Source organism: Dyella solisilvae, assembly GCF_003351225.1.
Classification (GTDB): Bacteria; Pseudomonadota; Gammaproteobacteria; order Xanthomonadales; family Rhodanobacteraceae; genus Dyella; species Dyella solisilvae.
Genome location: NZ_QQSY01000001.1, coordinates 310,831 through 327,091 on the forward strand (window position 1 = coordinate 310,831; position 16,261 = coordinate 327,091).

Sequence of the window (16,261 nt, forward strand, 5' to 3'; positions counted from 1 at the left end):
CCCTGCCCTTCCTTCTACTACAGCTTAGTCAGCCTTGTTGAGCTGCTCCTTGAGCAGCGCACCGAGCTTCGTCGTGCCGCCGGAGGCGTTCGAGTACTCGGCCATGGCGTCGTGCAGTTCTTCTTCGTCCTTCGCGCGGATCGACAGCTGCAGCTGACGGCCCTTACGGTCCATGCCAGTGAACTTGGCTTCGACCTTGTCGCCCACCTTCAAGTGCTGGGTGGCGTCGTCGATGCGCTCCTTGGCGATGTCGTTGGCGCGCAGGTAACCCTCGACGCCCTCGCCCAGGTCGATCACGGCGCCCTTGGCGTCCACTTCCTTCACGGTGCCATTGACGATGGTGCCGCGCGGGTTGGTGGCCATGAACTGACCAAACGGATCCTGCTCCATCTGCTTGATGCCGAGGGAGATGCGCTCGCGCTCCGGATCCACGGCCAGCACCACGGCCTCGATCTCGTCGCCCTTCTTGAAGTTGCGCACGAGGTCTTCGCCGGAAGCCTGCCAGGAGATGTCGGACAGGTGGACCAGGCCGTCGATACCGCCGTCCAGGCCGATGAAGATGCCGAAGTCGGTGATCGACTTGATCTGACCGGACACCTTGTCGCCCTTCTTGTGCATGGCGGCGAAGGCTTCCCACGGGTTCGAGCGGGTCTGCTTGATACCCAGCGAGATGCGGCGACGCTCTTCATCCACGTCCAGCACCATCACTTCGGTCTCGTCACCAACCTGCACGACCTTGGCCGGGTTGACGTTCTTGTTGGTCCAGTCCATCTCGGACACGTGGACCAGGCCTTCCACGCCCGGCTCGATCTCGACGAAGCAGCCGTAATCGGTGACGTTGGAGACCTTGCCGAACAGGCGGCTGCCGACCGGGTAGCGGCGGGCGATGGCGACCCACGGATCGTCACCCAGCTGCTTGAGGCCCAGCGACACGCGGTTGCGCTCGCGGTCGTACTTCAGCACGCGGACGTCCAGCTCGTCGCCGACGTTGACGACTTCGGACGGATGACGCACGCGCTTCCACGCCATGTCGGTGATGTGCAGCAGGCCGTCGATACCGCCCAGGTCCACGAACGCGCCGTAGTCGGTGAGGTTCTTGACCGTGCCCTTGACCACCGCGCCTTCGGTCAGGCGCTCAAGCAGCTTCTCGCGCTCCTCGGAGAACTCGGTCTCGACGACGGCGCGGCGGCTGACCACAACGTTGTTGCGCTTGCGGTCGAGCTTGATGATCTTGAACTCGAGGTCCTTGCCTTCCAGGTAGACCGGATCGCGGACCGGACGGACGTCGACCAGCGAGCCCGGCAGGAATGCGCGGACGTCCTTGATGTCGACGGTGAAGCCGCCCTTGACCTTGCCGGAAATCTTGCCGGTGATGGTCTCTTCCTTGTCGAAGGCCGCCTCGAGGTCGTCCCACACCATGGAACGCTTGGCCTTCTCACGGGAGAGCTTGGTCTCGCCGAAACCGTCTTCCAGGGCGTCGAGGGCAACCTTCACCTCGTCGCCTACCTGCACTTCCAGCTCACCGCCCTCGTCCTTGAACTGCTCGATCGGGACGATGCCTTCGCTCTTCAGGCCAGCGTTGATCACGACGACGTCGTTGCGGATTTCCACAACGATACCCGTGACGATCGCGCCCGGCTTCAGCTTGGAGATAGCCTGTTGGCTCTGTTCAAACAGTTCGGCAAAACTTTCAGTCATGTTGATTCCAGAAATGAGAAAAGGCCTTAGGTCCTTGTGCGCACCTGGTATGAACGGCGCACGGACGGTCGGCCCACCGGTTATGGGTGTCGTGGGATCGCTCCCTTGGCACCGTTGACCAATATCCCCCGCCAAGGCAGGGGCACCAAAAGCCGTCGGCAGCCCCTTCAGGACCGCACGACAGCCAATACTTTCGCCACGACGTCTTCGATGCCCATACCGGTGGTGTCGATGAAAACCGCATCCACGGCCGGCTTGAGCGGCGCAACCGTCCGCGAGGCATCGCGGGCGTCACGCGCTTCGATCTCGCGCTGTAGGGTGGCAAGTGTAACGCTCAGACCCTTTTCCTTCAACTGCTTATAGCGTCTTTTCGCACGTTCGGCCGCGCTTGCGGTCAGGAATACCTTGAACGGTGCGTCAGGGAAGATCACCGTCCCCATGTCACGGCCGTCTGCGACCAGCCCCGGGGCCTTGCGGAAGGCCAGCTGCATGTCGACAAGTGCCTGACGCACCGAGGGAATCGAGGCGATGGCGGACGCCGCCGCACCGGCTGTTTCGGTACGCAACTCGTCGGTGGCGTCATGACCGTTGACCACCACCCGGGTATCGCTGCCATCGACGGCCGCGTGGAAGCGGATCCGGGTCTCCTGCGCGCACCGTGTCACTGCCTCGACGTCGGACAGGTCCAACCCCTCGGCGCCGGCCGCGTAACCCACCGCCCGGTATAGCGCCCCCGAATCGAGCAGCCGCCAGCCCAGCGTCTCGGCGACGCGCCTACTGATGGTGCCCTTGCCCGATCCGGACGGCCCGTCGATGGTGAGCACGGGGGCGGACGTGGCGGTGGGACTCATGGGGACTCCTGACGGCGGCGAAAGAAAACGCATATGCTATCGCGTTGGTCCTCGCACGGAACGCGGGTTGTCCAGTTGCCCTTCCTCAAGTCCGTCAGAACCATGCCCGTCCACACCATGACCGATCTGCGCCACGAATTCGAACAAGCCGCCGAAGACATCCAGCGACTTGGGCACCGGCCGGACAACGACACCCTGCTCAAGCTTTATGCCTTGTACAAGCAGGGGTCGGAAGGCGACGTGCGGGGCGACCAGCCGGGCTTTTTCGACTTCGTGGGCACGGCCAAGTACGAGGCCTGGGCAAAGCTTCGCGGTCTTTCCGGAGATGAGGCGATGCGCCGCTACATCGACCTCGTGCAAGAGCTGTTGAGCTGAGATTGCTCCCGGCCTCCCAGGTTCGCTGGCCTTGATGGCCCGAACACGGACGGAACCAAAATCTACCTGTTTGTCATCCCGGCGAAGGCCGGGATCCAGTGTCTTTCGCCTGTAGCGAGCAAGGAAAGTCGTCGATGACTTGCGGCGCCCGCCTCCTTCCGGGGTCGCCCGGCGGGCGTTTCGGGCACTTCTCGCGCGACGGGATCACGCCCTCTTTCCAGGGTTCACCCGGATGACATCAAGACGGGCTACGCCCTCCTAACCGCCGCCCCTTGCTTTCAAACGCCTCCAGCAGGCACATTCATACGATCGTTTGAACTTCATCGACGGACCGTATGAACTTTCCGCGCCTGTTCTCCCCGCTCGACCTCGGGCACACCACGCTGCCCAACCGCATCCTGATGGGCTCGATGCATACGGGCCTGGAGGACAAGGCCAGCGACTACGACAAGTTGGCGGCGTATTTCGCAGAGCGCGCCCGCGGCGGCGTGGGGTTGATGGTCACCGGTGGCATCGCGCCCAGCATCGAGGGGTGGCTCAAACCCTTCGGTGGCCGGCTGACCATGCCCTGGCACGTGGCTCGCCACCGCAAGCTGACCCACGCGGTACAAGCGGAGGGCGGCAAGCTGTGCATGCAGATCCTGCATGCCGGTCGCTATGGCTATCACCCGCTGTCGGTGGCGCCTTCCCGGCTGAAGTCGCCGATCACTCCGTTTACCCCACGCGCGCTGTCGTCGCGCGGCGTCGAGCGCACGATCCGCGACTTCGTGCGCTGCGCGAAGCTGGCGCAGGACGCGGGCTACGACGGCGTCGAGGTGATGGGATCGGAGGGCTACCTGATCAACCAGTTCCTAGCCGCCCGCACCAACCAGCGCACCGACGCCTGGGGCGGCAGCGCCGAGCAGCGCACGCGTTTCCCGGTGGAAATCGTGCGCCGCACGCGCGAGGCGGTGGGCCGCAACTTCATCATCATTTACCGCCTGTCGATGCTCGATCTGGTGGACAACAGCCAGGATTGGCCGGAGATCGTGACTCTGGCGAAAGCCATAGAGGCGGCCGGCGCCAGCATCATCAACACCGGCATCGGTTGGCACGAGGCGCGCGTACCCACCATCGTCACCAGCGTGCCGCGCGCGGGTTTCGCGTGGGTCACCAGGAAGCTCAAGGGCGAGGTGGCGATCCCGCTGATCACCACAAACCGGATCAACATGCCCGAGGTGGCCGAACGCATCCTCGCCGATGGCGAGGCCGACATGGTGTCGATGGCGCGACCACTGCTGGCCGACCCCGAATGGCCAAGCAAGGCCAAGGCGGGCCGCAGCGAGCGCATCAACACCTGCATCGCCTGCAACCAGGCCTGCCTCGATCACGTATTCCAGAACCGGCGCGCCAGCTGCCTGCTCAACCCGCGCGCCTGCCATGAAACCGAACTGCCGATCGTGGCCACGACCGCGCGCAAACGACTGGCCGTGGTTGGCGCAGGCCCCGCCGGCCTGGCCTGCGCAAGCACGCTCGCCGAGCGTGGACACGCAGTGACCCTGATCGATCAATCAACGGAGATCGGCGGGCAGTTCAACTACGCCAAACGCATTCCGGGCAAGGAAGAGTTCCACGAAACGCTGCGCTACTTCCGCCATCGCCTGGACGACACCGGCGTCGACCTGCAACTCGGCCGGCGCGCGGACGCGGCAACGTTGGCGACGGCAGGCTACGACGAAGTGGTGGTCGCCACCGGCATTACGCCACGCGCGGTGAGCTTCCCTGGCAGCGACGATCCGCGCGTGCTGAGCTATCTGGACGTGCTTGCCCACAACAGGCCGGTCGGCTCCAAGGTGGCGATCATCGGCGCTGGCGGCATCGGCTTCGATGTGGCGGAGTTCCTGGTCGAACATCAGCCCTCACCCAGTCTGGACGTCACCCGCTGGACCCGCGAATGGGGCGTGGACATGCAGCTCAACGCCCGCGGCGGTCTGGCCCCGGCCAAGCCCGAGGCGCCATCGCGGCAGGTGTGGCTCCTGCAACGCAGTGAGGGGCGTCCCGGCGCCCGCCTGAACAAGACCACGGGCTGGGTGCACCGCGCCACGCTCAAGGCGAAGAGCGTGAGCATGCTCGGCGGCGTCACCTACGAGCGCTTCGACGACAGTGGCCTGCACATCACGGTGGACGGCCAGCCGCAGGTGCTGCCGGTCGACAATGTGATCATCTGCGCCGGCCAGGAGCCGAATCGCGGCCTCGCCGACGCGCTGCTCGCCGCCGGCGTGAAAACCCACGTGATTGGCGGCGCCGACGTGGCCGCGGAGCTCGACGCCAAGCGGGCCATCGATCAGGGCACGCGCCTGGCTGCGACGCTCTGACCCTCTGCAGGAGCGCACCCTGTGCGCGATCGGGCGGGCAACACAGCGCCACTGAGCCCGATCGCACACACGGTGCGCTTTTACGTTAACTACGTCTGCTAATTAGCTGTTATGAAACGACAACGCCCGGCCAAGGGCCGGGCGTTGTGCGGAAAAGAAAGCGCCCCGCTGGGCGACGCGTCGATATGGGTCAGGGGGGAGGAAGACCAGATATCGCGGGGGTAGCGTCGCAGCGGGGCGAGGGTCGCCGCCACCTGGGGGGAGGGGACGGTGGCGGGACGGAAGGAATAATATGACCGGGGGGTTATAGAAACAAATATATATTTTGTCCCATACTTATTCGAAATCCATATTAAAGTCCTCCCATGTTCGACTTCCGTCAGCTTCGTTACTTTGTAACGGTCGCCGAGGAGCTCAGCTTCACCCGCGCTGCCCAGCGGCTCTACATCTCTCAGCCACCGCTTTCCCAGCAGATCCAGGCACTTGAGAACGACCTTGGGGTGCGCCTGCTCGAGCGCAACAAGCGCAACGTCTCCCTGACCGAGCCGGGACGGCTGTTCCTCGAACAGGCCCGCCACATCCTCGACAAGGCCGAGGAAGCCCGCGCCCAGATGGCAGACGCCGCCACCGGGTTCAGCGGCAAGCTGCGCCTCGCCTACACCGTGTCGGTGACCTTTCACCCTGCGCTGCCTCAAACCCTGCTTCGCTACCGCAGCTTTGCGCCGCAGGTGCGGCTGATTCTCAGCGAGATGTACACCGAGCAGCAGTACGCCGCCCTCCTCTCGGGCGAGTTGGACGTCGGCTTCGTGCGCGACGAGCCGGAGCATCCAGGGATGGCCCGCAACCTGCGTCTGGACGTGATCGACCGCGAACCCCTGCTGCTCGCCCTGCCCGCCAACCACCCCCTGACGGACCGCGACAGCATCTGGCTGCGCGAAGTGGCGATGGAAGCCTTCGTGGTGCAGCCGCGTGAACTGGCGGCCACCCTGTACGACCGCCTGGCCCAGATCGCGGCCAAGGCCAATTTCCACCCGCTGATCCGCCAGCACGCCCAGCAGATCAATGGCCTGCTGGTGCTGGTTGCTGCCGGAATGGGCCTGGCGCTGGTTCCGGCATCCATGCGGTCCGTGAACCTGCCTGGCGTGAAGTACCTGAAGCTGGAGGACCCCGACGCCTACATGCTGCTCGCTCTGGCCAGCCGCCTCGATGACCCCAACCCGGTGGTGCGCCGCTTCCTGAGCGCCATGACCGAGCCGGAGTGATCCTCCGCATCTCACGGCGGCATGAACAGGCATTTGCGCAAGCGATCCAAGGACTTGTACGAAGTCAACAAACTGTTTATAGTTGACGTCTTGTCTTTTCTCTTTCGTTAGTTTCAGGAGCTGGCCGTGAAGGTGCTTTCCTCTTTGAAGTCCGCCAAGGCGCGGCACCGTGACTGCAAGGTTGTGCGTCGTCGCGGCAAGGTGTTCGTGATCTGCAAGAGCAACCCGCGTTTCAAGGCTCGTCAGCGCTAATTCCTAGCTGCGATGAGTCGACGAAAAAGGGCCGCGCGAGCGGCCCTTTTTTGTTGGGTGCGAAGTACAGGATTTTTTGTAGGAGCGCACCCAGTGCGCGATCACCTGACGGCGCCGTGACGGCGATGTTCTGCGGTCGTGCACTGGGTGCGCTCCTACATGCGTAACGAAAAAAGGGCCGCTTGCGCGGCCCTTTTCCTTTTCATACATCAAGCGGAATGCGCTTACGCGACGTAACGCACACCCGTGATCTCGTAGTGCTTCACGCCGTTCGGTGCGGTGAACTCGAAGCTGTCACCTTCGCTCTTGCCGATCAGCGCACGCGCAATCGGCGAGGACACGGCAATCAGGCGCAGCTTGATGTCGGCTTCAAGGTCACCCACGATCTGGTAAGTCACGGCTTCGCCGCTGTCCTCGTCTTCCAAATCCACCGTCGCGCCAAACACCACGCGGTTGCCCGCGCCGAGGCGGCTCACGTCGATCACCTCCGCCGTGGACAGCAGCCCCTCCAGGGCGGCGATACGCCCCTCGATGAAGCTCTGCTGTTCGCGCGCGGCGTGGTACTCCGCGTTCTCCTTGAGATCGCCGTGCGCACGCGCCTCGGCGATGGCCGCGATGATGTTCGGCCGGTCGCTGGACTTCAGCCTTTCCAGTTCACTGCGCAGACGCTCCGAACCAGCCTTGGTAATGGGCGCACGACTCATGCCTTCAGTTCCTTGTGCAGTTCCTGCAGGCTGTGCACCTGGCCGTCACCGTGGTAGTCCAGCGAATGCACCAGCGCACGGGCGCCCGCCACCGTGGTGGAGTACGTGACGCGCTGCTGCAGGGCTTCACGTCGGATCGAGAACGAGTCGGCGATCGCCTGCTTGCCCTCAGTCGTGTTGACGATGTACACAATTTCGCCGTTCTTGATCAGGTCGACGATGTGCGGGCGGCCTTCGATCACCTTGTTGATGCGCTCGCAGGTCACGCCGTGCTCGGCCAGGTACTTGGCCGTGCCTTCGGTGGCGACCAGGCTGAAACCCTTTTCCAGCACTTCGCGCGCGACCGGCAGCAGGCGATCCTTGTCGGCATCACGCACCGACACGAACACCTTGCCCTTCGGCGGCGTCTTGATGCCGGCGGCGTCGTGGCCACGGGCGAAGGCGGCGCCGAAGCTGCGGCCCACGCCCATCACCTCGCCGGTGGAGCGCATTTCGGGGCCGAGGATCGGGTCCACGTTCTGGAACTTCAGGAACGGGAAGATCGCTTCCTTCACCGAGTAGTACTCGGGGATCACTTCCGTGGTCGCGCCCTGCGCCTTGAGCGAACGGCCGGCCATGGCGCGCGCCGCGATCTTGGCCAGCGGCACGCCGGTGGCCTTGGACACGAACGGCACCGTGCGCGAAGCGCGGGGGTTCACTTCGAGGATGAACACGGTGTCGCCCTGGATGGCGAACTGGGTGTTCATCAGGCCGATGACCTTCAGCTCCTTCGCCATCGCCGTCACCTGGCGTCGCATCTCATCCTGCACTTCAGCAGTGAGCGAGTACGGCGGCAGCGAGCAGGAGGAGTCGCCCGAATGGACGCCGGCTTCCTCGATATGCTCCATGATGCCGCCGACCAGCACGTTGCCTTCGGCGTCGGCGATGATGTCCACGTCCACCTCGACCGCGTGGTCGAGGAAGCGGTCCAGCAGCACCGGCGAATCGTTCGACACCTGCACCGCCTCGCGGATGTAGCGCGAGAGGTCGGCGTCGCCGTAGACGATTTCCATCGCACGGCCACCGAGCACGTAACTCGGGCGCACCACCAGCGGATAGCCGATCTCTCGCGCCGACGCCAGCGCCTCTTCGGGCGTACGCGCCGTGCGGTTCGGCGGCTGCTTCAGGCCGATCTTCTCGATCATCTGCTGGAAGCGCTCGCGGTCCTCGGCGAGGTCGATCGAATCCGGCGAGGTGCCAATTACCGGCGCGCCGGCAGCTTCAAGCGCACGGGCCAGCTTCAGCGGCGTCTGGCCACCGTACTGCACGATCACGCCCTTGGGCTTCTCGAGATCGATGATCTCCAGCACGTCTTCCAGCGTCAGCGGCTCGAAGTACAGGCGATCGGAGGTGTCGTAGTCGGTCGATACGGTTTCCGGGTTGCAGTTGACCATGATGGTCTCGAAACCATCCTCGCGCAGGGCGAGCGCCGCGTGCACGCAGCAGTAGTCGAACTCGATGCCCTGGCCAATGCGGTTCGGACCGCCGCCGAGCACGATGATCTTCTCGCGGTCGGTCGGGTTGGCTTCGCACTCTTCCTCGTAGGTCGAGTACATGTAGGCCGTGGTGGTGGCGAACTCGGCCGCGCAGGAGTCCACGCGCTTGTACACCGGGCGCACGCCCAGCGTACGACGCAAGTGGCGCATGGCGGCTTCGTTGGTGTCCAGCAGTTCGGCCAGGCGCGCATCGGAGAAGCCCATGCGCTTGAGCTCGCGCATGCGCGCTGCATCGAGCGCGGTCACGCCCTGCGCCTGCACTTCCTTCTCGGTCAGCACGATGTCTTCAAAGGCCGCCAGGAACCAGGGGTCGACGCGGCTGAGGCTGTACACCTCGTCCAGGGTCAGGCCAGCGCGGAAGGCATCGGCGAGATGGAACACGCGATCCGGACGCGGCTCGCGCAGCTCGCGCTTGAGCGCGTTGACGCATTCGTCGGAAGTGAGGTCCAGGCCCGTGGGGTTGAGACCGGTCTTGCCGATTTCCAGGCCACGCAGCGCCTTCTGCAGCGACTCGTGGAAGGTGCGGCCCATCGCCATCACCTCGCCCACCGACTTCATCTGCGTGGTGAGGCGCGCGTCAGCCGACGGGAACTTCTCGAACGCGAAGCGCGGGATCTTGGTGACCACGTAGTCGATGGTCGGCTCGAACGACGCGGGGGTCAGGCCACCGGTGATGTCGTTCTTCAGCTCATCGAGCGTGTAGCCCACGGCCAGCTTGGCGGCGATCTTGGCGATCGGGAAGCCGGTGGCCTTGGAGGCCAGCGCCGAGGAACGCGACACGCGCGGATTCATCTCGATGACGACCACGCGGCCGTTCTCGGCGTTGATGCCGAACTGCACGTTGGAGCCGCCGGTGTCCACGCCGATCTTGCGCAGCACCGCGATGGAGGCATCGCGCAGGCGCTGGTATTCCTTGTCGGTGAGCGTCTGCGCCGGCGCGACGGTGATCGAGTCGCCAGTGTGCACGCCCATCGGATCGAGGTTTTCGATCGAGCACACGATGATGCAGTTGTCCGCCTTGTCGCGGACCACTTCCATCTCGAATTCCTTCCAGCCGAGCACGGATTCCTCGACCAGCACCTCGCCCACTGGCGAGAGCTCGAGGCCGCGCTTGACGATTTCTTCGAACTCTTCGCGGTTGTAGGCGATGCCGCCGCCGGAACCGCCGAGCGTGAAGCTCGGACGGATGATGGTCGGATAGCCCACCTTCGCCTGAGTGACGAGCGCCTGTTCGAAAGTACGCACGACTTCCGCCTTCGGGCACTCCAGGCCGATCTCGGCCATGGCCACGCGGAACAGCTCGCGGTCCTCGGCCATGCGGATGGCTTCGCGCGAGGCGCCGATCAGCTCGACGTTGTACTTCTCGAGCACGCCGTGGTCGGCGAGGTCGAGCGCGCAGTTGAGGCCGGTCTGACCGCCCATGGTGGGCAGCACGGCGTCCGGGCGCTCCTTGGCGATGATGCGCTCCACCGTCTGCCAGTTGATCGGCTCGATGTAGACGGCATCGGCCGTCTCCGGATCGGTCATGATCGTGGCGGGGTTGGAGTTCACCAGGATGACGCGGTAACCCTCTTCCTTCAGCGCCTTGCAGGCCTGGGCGCCGGAGTAGTCGAACTCGCAGGCCTGACCGATGACGATCGGGCCGGCGCCGATGATGAGGATGCTCTTGATATCGGTGCGCTTAGCCATTCGTGCGGGCCTCCTGCATCAGTGCGGCAAAACGATCAAACAGGTAGCCGATGTCGTGCGGCCCCGGGCTCGCTTCCGGATGACCCTGGAAGCAGAACGCCGGACGGTCGGTGAGCGCGAAGCCCTGCAGCGAGCCATCGAACAGCGAGGAGTGGGTGACGCGCACGTTGGCCGGCAGCGTGGCCGGGTCCACCGCGAAGCCGTGGTTCTGCGACGTGATCAGCACGCGGCCGTCGTCCAGATCCTTCACCGGATGGTTCGCGCCGTGGTGGCCGAACTTCATCTTCAGCGTCTTGGCGCCGAGCGCCAGGCCCATGATCTGGTGGCCCAGGCAGATGCCGAACAGCGGGATCTTCGCGTCGAGGAATTCGCGCGTCGCAGCGACCGCGTAATCGCAGGCCGCCGGATCGCCGGGGCCGTTGGAGAGGAACACGCCATCGGGCTTCATCGCCAGCACGTCGGCGGCCCGCGTCTGCGCGGGCACGACGGTGATGTCGCAGCCCTGCTCGGCCAGCAGGCGCAGGATGTTGTACTTCACGCCGAAGTCATAGGCCACGACCTTGAAGCGCTTGGCCGGCTGGTTGAACCGCGTGTTGTCGAGGTCGTAGACGCCCTCTTTCCACTGGTACGACTCGCCGACGCTCACTTCCTTGGCCAGGTCCATGCCGTTGAGGCCGGGGAAGGCGCGCGCCTTGGCGAGCGCGGCGTCGGCGTCGATGGACTCGCCGGCGACGATGCAGCCGTTGAGCGCGCCCTTGTCGCGCAGGATGCGCGTCAGGCGACGGGTATCGATGCCGGCAATGGCCACGATGCCGTGGCGCTTGAGGTAATCGGGCAGGCTTTCGGTGCTGCGCCAGTTACTGGGGCGACGCGGCACGTCGCGCACGATCAGGCCGGCCGCGTGGACGGACGCGGACTCTTCGTCCTCGACGTTCACGCCGGTGTTGCCGATGTGCGGATAAGTAAGGGTAACGATCTGTTTGGCGTACGAGGGATCGGTGAGGATCTCCTGGTAGCCGGTCATGGCGGTGTTGAAAACCACCTCGCCGACGGTTTCACCAGTCGCACCCACGGCGTGGCCGTGGAATACGCTGCCGTCTTCGAGGGCAAGCAGAGCAGAAATAGGCATGGGAGGGCCGCCTTTAGGTGCAGCAAAGTCCGCAAGCCGCTGCGAAAGCAGCTTGTGGACCTTGGTCGAGGAACGTTTCTGGGCGGGTGGCAATGATAGGTGCAAGGCCCCTTGCTGTCCACCCGAAACAGCTGAATATCCGCTCCCCAAAAAGGCCTAACGCCAGCAGCGGCGGGCGCTACACTAGCCTCGCCTAGTTGCTGAAAGGACATTCATGAACTCAGCCGCGCTGCTCGATCCCACTCGCCTGGACCGACCCGATACGGACGTGCGGAGTGAGCCTTTCCCCTTCCTGATCGCACATGGGCAGCTGCCGGACGAGGCGCGCGCGGACCTGGAACGGGATTTCCCCCGCTATGCCAGCGCCGGCTTCTTCCCGTACGACGCCACGGACTGCGGCCCCTCGATCAACGCCCTGGTGCAGCGATTGAGCTCGGCCGACTTCGCCAGCGCCATCGGCACGCGCCTGGGCATCACCAACCTGGGGCAGTACCCCACCCTGATCACGCTGTGCCGTTCACTGAACAAGCGCCACGGGACCATCCATACCGACAGCCGCTCCAAGGTGGCCACGGCCCTGCTCTATCTCAACAACCTGTGGCCGGACACCAGCGACGGCTGCCTGCGTTTCCTCGGCAGCATCGACAACATCGACAACATGGTCGCGCCGGAACTCAAGCCGCTGTACGGGGAATTCGCGGTGTTCAAGCGCTGCGACAATTCGTTCCACGGCCATCTGCCCTATGAGGGCGAGCGCCGCGTGATCCAGGTCGCCTGGCTCACCAGCGAGAAGGAAAAGCTGCGCAAGACGAAGCGCGGCAAATTCTCGCGTGCTTTCAAGAAGCTGTTCGGTTCGCTGGACCGCAAGCTGGGCGCAGGCCGCGACCGCAACGCCGCGCACCGGGACTAAGTCGGCGCGACTCAGGCCCGGACCATGTAATACCAGGCGATGTACGCGGCGAACACGCCGTACAGCAGGCCCACTGGGGCGATCCAGCGCGCGTCCACCCGACCGCGCTGGAACATCCACCAAAGGTAGATCACCGCCACACCGGTCAGCACGCCGGCCACCATCAGCGGCGCATCGAACAGCCAGGGCGTGGCGAAAATGGCCAGAGAACTGGGGATGGTCGCCTGGATCATCATGGCCCCCGAAATGTTGGCCAGCGCCAGCCGTTCCTTGCCCTGGCGCACCCAGATCAGCGCATTCATCGTTTCCGGCAGCTCGGTCGCCACAGGGCTCAGCACCAGCGCCACCAGGTGCGGTGACAACTGCAGCGCGATGCCGATCGCTTCGATCTGTTTCACGAAGACGTGTGAGGCAAAGGCAATCACTGCCAGCGCCAAGATCGTCTGCAGGAGCACCCATCCCAACGAGGGATCGGCTGCGCCGGGACGCAGTTTCAGCGGCTCGAGCACCTCATCCTCGGGCGCGGTGTCGACACGCTTGAGCTCGCCCCATACGTAGAGCGCATAGGCAACGAGGAACAGCACGCCGAGCCAGGGCTTGAAGGCAAACGCCACCAGACCGAGGCCGCACTTCACCACGAAGATCGCAAGAAACCAGGACTGGTCGCGTGCGAGGCGCCCATGTTCGACGCGCACCACGTGATCGGCCCGCTGCAGGCGGCGGCGGTTCATCCACAGCGCCAGGCCGACCACGGCATAGGCAATGGTCGCCAACGCCAGCGGGCCGCCGAGCGCCGCGCCGACACCGATGTCCCGCTGTTCCGGCGTGCGCCCGAGGATCACCGCAACGAAGGTGACCGCGCTCTCCGGCAGGGCCGTTCCGAATGCGGCCAGGACCGTGCCCGTCGCCGTGGCGCCCAGGTTGAGCTTCTGCCCGAACCACTCCACGCCGTTGACGAAATATTCGCAGGCGACATAGATGGCGCCAGCCGATAGCAGGAACAGCAACGCGATGAGCATGTTTCATCCATGGCCGGGCGAGCAGAAACCATTGGCTCGACGACGCGAGCTCGCCCGGCAAAGGTGAGCGCGTCGCGGCCAAAGGTCTCGCCGGGCCACGGGCGCCGAAAGCGCCCTGGGCCATCCACGCCATGAGGCGCAAGCCTCAAGTCTGTTGACGTGGATTCCTCAGATATCGCCGGTCGGATCGACGGGCGGTGGGGTGAGGATGGCTACTCCCCAATGACAATGCGCGAATTTTAGCGAGCGCCCTTCCGTCGGACAAGTGAAGACGGCTGCCGCGCAACCCCATCGCCCCGGGCGTTCGGCGCGATGGTCCGGCCATCGGCGGCCTTAGTGCGAGGTGCGGTCAGCCAACATGGCGTCGAGGTCGTAGTCGCCCGGGGCGCGGCCACTCAGCCAGTACGCGGCCTCCAGCGCGCCGCGCGCGAAGATCGAGCGGTCGGTGGCGCGATGCACCAGCTCCAGCCGCTCGCCCTGCCCCATCAACAAGGCCTCGTGCTCGCCGACGATGTCTCCCCCGCGCACCACCGCAAAGCCAATCGTGCCGTGCTCGCGGGCGCCGGTCCGGCCCTGCCGCGCATAGACCGCGCTCTCGCGCAGCGTGGTGTTGCGCGCCGCGGCGGCGGCTTCGCCAAGCGCCAGCGCGGTGCCGGACGGCGCGTCTTCCTTGCGGTTGTGATGGGCCTCGACGATGTCCAGGTCCCAACCCGGAAGCGCGGCGGCGGCCTGCCGCAGCAGGCGCGTGAGCACCGCGACGCCCAGGCTGAAGTTGGCGGCGCGCAACAGGGCAATCCGTTGCGCGGAGGCATTGAGTCGCTGTGCGAAGGTGGCGTCCAGGCCGGTGGTGCCGGTGACCAACGCAACGCCGCGAGATTCGCAATAGGTGAGCGCTTCGGCCAGTCCGGCCGGCCCACTGAAATCCACCACCACGTCGATGGTTTCCTCCTCGGGCCAGCCGTGGCTGTAGAGCGGGGCCTCGTCACCCTGGTGAACCGGCTGGCCGAGCTCTCGTGAGCCGGGCGAAGTCACCGCGGCGGCGAGCACGAAACGGGGATCTTTCTTTTCCAGGGCCAGCAAGGCCTGGCCCATGCGGCCGGTGGCGCCATTGATGGCGAGGCGAACGGGCTGGCTCATGCAAAGGACTCCTTCCGAAAGAGCAGCGGGCACGGAGACGCGATGCTAGCGCCCGCCGCGACGGGCGTATATGGACCTTGCTCGCGAAAACACCGACGGCGAAACGCGCCGGCGCAGGGAATTACGACGTGACCCGCGACCAGAACTGCTTGACGCCGTCGACCCAGGTCTTGGCGCGCGGCGTGTGCTTCTCGGCCTCGCCGCCCGCGAAAGTGGCTTCCAACTGCTCGAACAGTTCGCGCTGCTGCTTGGTCAGGCGCACCGGCGTTTCAACCACGACACGGCAGATCAGGTCGCCGGTGCGGCTGCTGCGCACCGACTTCACGCCGCGGCCGCGCAGGCGGAACAGCTGGCCCGTCTGGGTTTCCGGCGGGATATTGATCGGCACCTCGCCTTCCAGCGTCGGCACGGACAGCTCGGCGCCCAGGGCCGCCTGCGAGAAGCGGATCGGCAGCTCGCAATGCAGGTCGTTGCCGTCGCGCTGGAAGATGGCGTGCTCGCGCACGCGCACTTCCACGTAGAGATCACCCGCTTCCGCGCCTTGCGGACCGGCTTCACCCTGCCCCGCGAGGCGGATGCGATCCCCATTGTCCACGCCGGCGGGAATGTTCACCGACAGCGTGCGCGTTTCCTGCAGCAGGCCCTCGCCATCGCACTCCTTGCAGGGCTTCTCGATGGTCTGGCCGCTGCCACCGCAATGCGGGCAGGCCTGCTGGATGGAGAAGATGCCGTTCTGCATGCGCACGCGGCCATGGCCGTGGCAGGTCTTGCAGGTCACCGTCTTGCCGTCATCGGAGCCGCTGCCATTGCAGTGGTGACAATTGACCTGGGTGGGAATCTCGATCTTCTTCTCGACGCCGAACACGGCTTCCTCGAGATCGAGCTCCATGATGTAGCGCAGGTCAGAGCCACGGCGCTGACGCCCGCGGCCGCCGCCCATGCCGAAAATGTCACCAAAGATGTCGCCGAAGATGTCGCCCATGTCGCCGAACCCGGCGCCACCGCGACCGCCCATGCCGTGCTCGAACGCGGCGTGGCCATGCTGGTCGTACATCGCGCGCTTCTGCGCGTCCGACAGCACTTCGTAGGCCTCCTTGGCCTCCTTGAACTTCTCCTGTGCATGCGGATCGTCCGGGCAACGGTCCGGGTGGTACTTCATCGCCAGCCGACGGAAGGACTTCTTCAGGTCCGCCTCGGTGACGGACCGTTCAACGCCCAGGACTTCGTAGTAATCGCGCTTGCTCATTGTTGCATCCGACATGGATCGTTCTCTTGCCACATGAATCGGCCGATCCATGTCTAACTAACAAACAGCCCGCGCCTAGGATTCGAGTCCCGGGCGCGGG

13 protein-coding genes and 1 riboswitch are annotated in these 16,261 nt (G+C 65.1%); of the genes, 5 read left to right on the top strand and 8 right to left on the bottom strand.

The features are described from left to right. Nucleotides 1-24: 24 nt before the first annotated feature. Nucleotides 25-1,698 (bottom strand): 30S ribosomal protein S1, encoded by a 1,674-nt coding sequence (gene rpsA, locus DVT68_RS01355; protein ID WP_111983471.1) that lies wholly within the window; start codon nucleotides 1,696-1,698, stop codon nucleotides 25-27. 167 nt (nucleotides 1,699-1,865) lie between these two features. Next, entirely contained in the window at nucleotides 1,866-2,549 is a 684-nt protein-coding gene (gene cmk, locus DVT68_RS01360) for a (d)CMP kinase (protein WP_199535939.1), read from the bottom strand. 117 nt (nucleotides 2,550-2,666) lie between these two features. Between cmk and DVT68_RS01365 the strand changes: the two genes are divergently transcribed. The 4 genes from DVT68_RS01365 to ykgO all read left to right on the top strand — a co-directional run bounded on the left by DVT68_RS01365 (nucleotide 2,667) and on the right by ykgO (nucleotide 6,792). After that, nucleotides 2,667-2,924 carry an acyl-CoA-binding protein gene (locus tag DVT68_RS01365; RefSeq protein ID WP_114823274.1) on the top strand — a complete coding sequence of 86 codons (258 nt, stop codon included), beginning with the start codon at nucleotides 2,667-2,669 and terminating at the stop codon, nucleotides 2,922-2,924. A 335-nt stretch (nucleotides 2,925-3,259) separates the two neighbouring features. After that, entirely contained in the window at nucleotides 3,260-5,278 is a 2,019-nt protein-coding gene (locus DVT68_RS01370) for an NADPH-dependent 2,4-dienoyl-CoA reductase (RefSeq protein ID WP_114823275.1), read from the top strand. A 365-nt stretch (nucleotides 5,279-5,643) separates the two neighbouring features. Next, nucleotides 5,644-6,540, top strand: a complete 897-nt coding sequence (locus tag DVT68_RS01375) for a LysR family transcriptional regulator (protein ID WP_114823276.1) — start codon at nucleotides 5,644-5,646, stop codon at nucleotides 6,538-6,540. 126 nt (nucleotides 6,541-6,666) lie between these two features. Then, nucleotides 6,667-6,792 carry a type B 50S ribosomal protein L36 gene (gene ykgO / locus DVT68_RS01380; protein WP_010342887.1) on the top strand — a complete coding sequence of 42 codons (126 nt, stop codon included), beginning with the start codon at nucleotides 6,667-6,669 and terminating at the stop codon, nucleotides 6,790-6,792. A gap of 224 nt (nucleotides 6,793-7,016) precedes the next feature. On the opposite strand, the gene greA is transcribed toward ykgO, so the two are convergent. The 3 genes from greA to carA are packed head-to-tail and all read right to left on the bottom strand — an operon-like array spanning nucleotide 7,017 to nucleotide 11,849. Continuing rightward, nucleotides 7,017-7,496: a transcription elongation factor GreA gene (gene greA / locus DVT68_RS01385; RefSeq protein ID WP_114823277.1), complete on the bottom strand. Its 480-nt coding sequence runs from the start codon at nucleotides 7,494-7,496 to the stop codon at nucleotides 7,017-7,019. Beyond that, nucleotides 7,493-10,720: a carbamoyl-phosphate synthase large subunit gene (gene carB / locus DVT68_RS01390; protein ID WP_114823278.1), complete on the bottom strand. Its 3,228-nt coding sequence runs from the start codon at nucleotides 10,718-10,720 to the stop codon at nucleotides 7,493-7,495. The genes greA and carB overlap by 4 nt, the downstream gene beginning before the upstream one ends. Further along, on the bottom strand, nucleotides 10,713-11,849 hold the full coding sequence (gene carA / locus DVT68_RS01395) for a glutamine-hydrolyzing carbamoyl-phosphate synthase small subunit (RefSeq protein ID WP_114823279.1): 1,137 nt from the start codon (nucleotides 11,847-11,849) through the stop codon (nucleotides 10,713-10,715). The genes carB and carA overlap by 8 nt, the downstream gene beginning before the upstream one ends. 214 nt (nucleotides 11,850-12,063) lie before the next feature. Between carA and DVT68_RS01400 the strand changes: the two genes are divergently transcribed. Further along, on the top strand, nucleotides 12,064-12,759 hold the full coding sequence (locus tag DVT68_RS01400) for a 2OG-Fe(II) oxygenase (RefSeq protein ID WP_114823280.1): 696 nt from the start codon (nucleotides 12,064-12,066) through the stop codon (nucleotides 12,757-12,759). An 11-nt stretch (nucleotides 12,760-12,770) separates the two neighbouring features. Here DVT68_RS01400 and DVT68_RS01405 read toward each other — a convergent pair whose 3' ends face one another. The 3 genes from DVT68_RS01405 to dnaJ form a co-directional block, all read right to left on the bottom strand. Next, nucleotides 12,771-13,778, bottom strand: coding sequence for a sodium:calcium antiporter (locus DVT68_RS01405; protein WP_114823281.1), 1,008 nt, complete (start codon nucleotides 13,776-13,778; stop codon nucleotides 12,771-12,773). Nucleotides 13,779-13,844: 66 nt separating this feature from the next. Then, nucleotides 13,845-14,011: riboswitch (yybP-ykoY riboswitch) on the bottom strand. A gap of 100 nt (nucleotides 14,012-14,111) precedes the next feature. Further along, complete coding sequence (gene dapB / locus DVT68_RS01410; RefSeq protein WP_114823282.1) at nucleotides 14,112-14,915, bottom strand: 4-hydroxy-tetrahydrodipicolinate reductase; 804 nt, start codon at nucleotides 14,913-14,915, stop codon at nucleotides 14,112-14,114. Between the two features lie 121 nt (nucleotides 14,916-15,036). Beyond that, nucleotides 15,037-16,161 carry a molecular chaperone DnaJ gene (dnaJ, locus tag DVT68_RS01415; RefSeq protein ID WP_114823283.1) on the bottom strand — a complete coding sequence of 375 codons (1,125 nt, stop codon included), beginning with the start codon at nucleotides 16,159-16,161 and terminating at the stop codon, nucleotides 15,037-15,039. Nucleotides 16,162-16,261 lie beyond the last annotated feature (100 nt).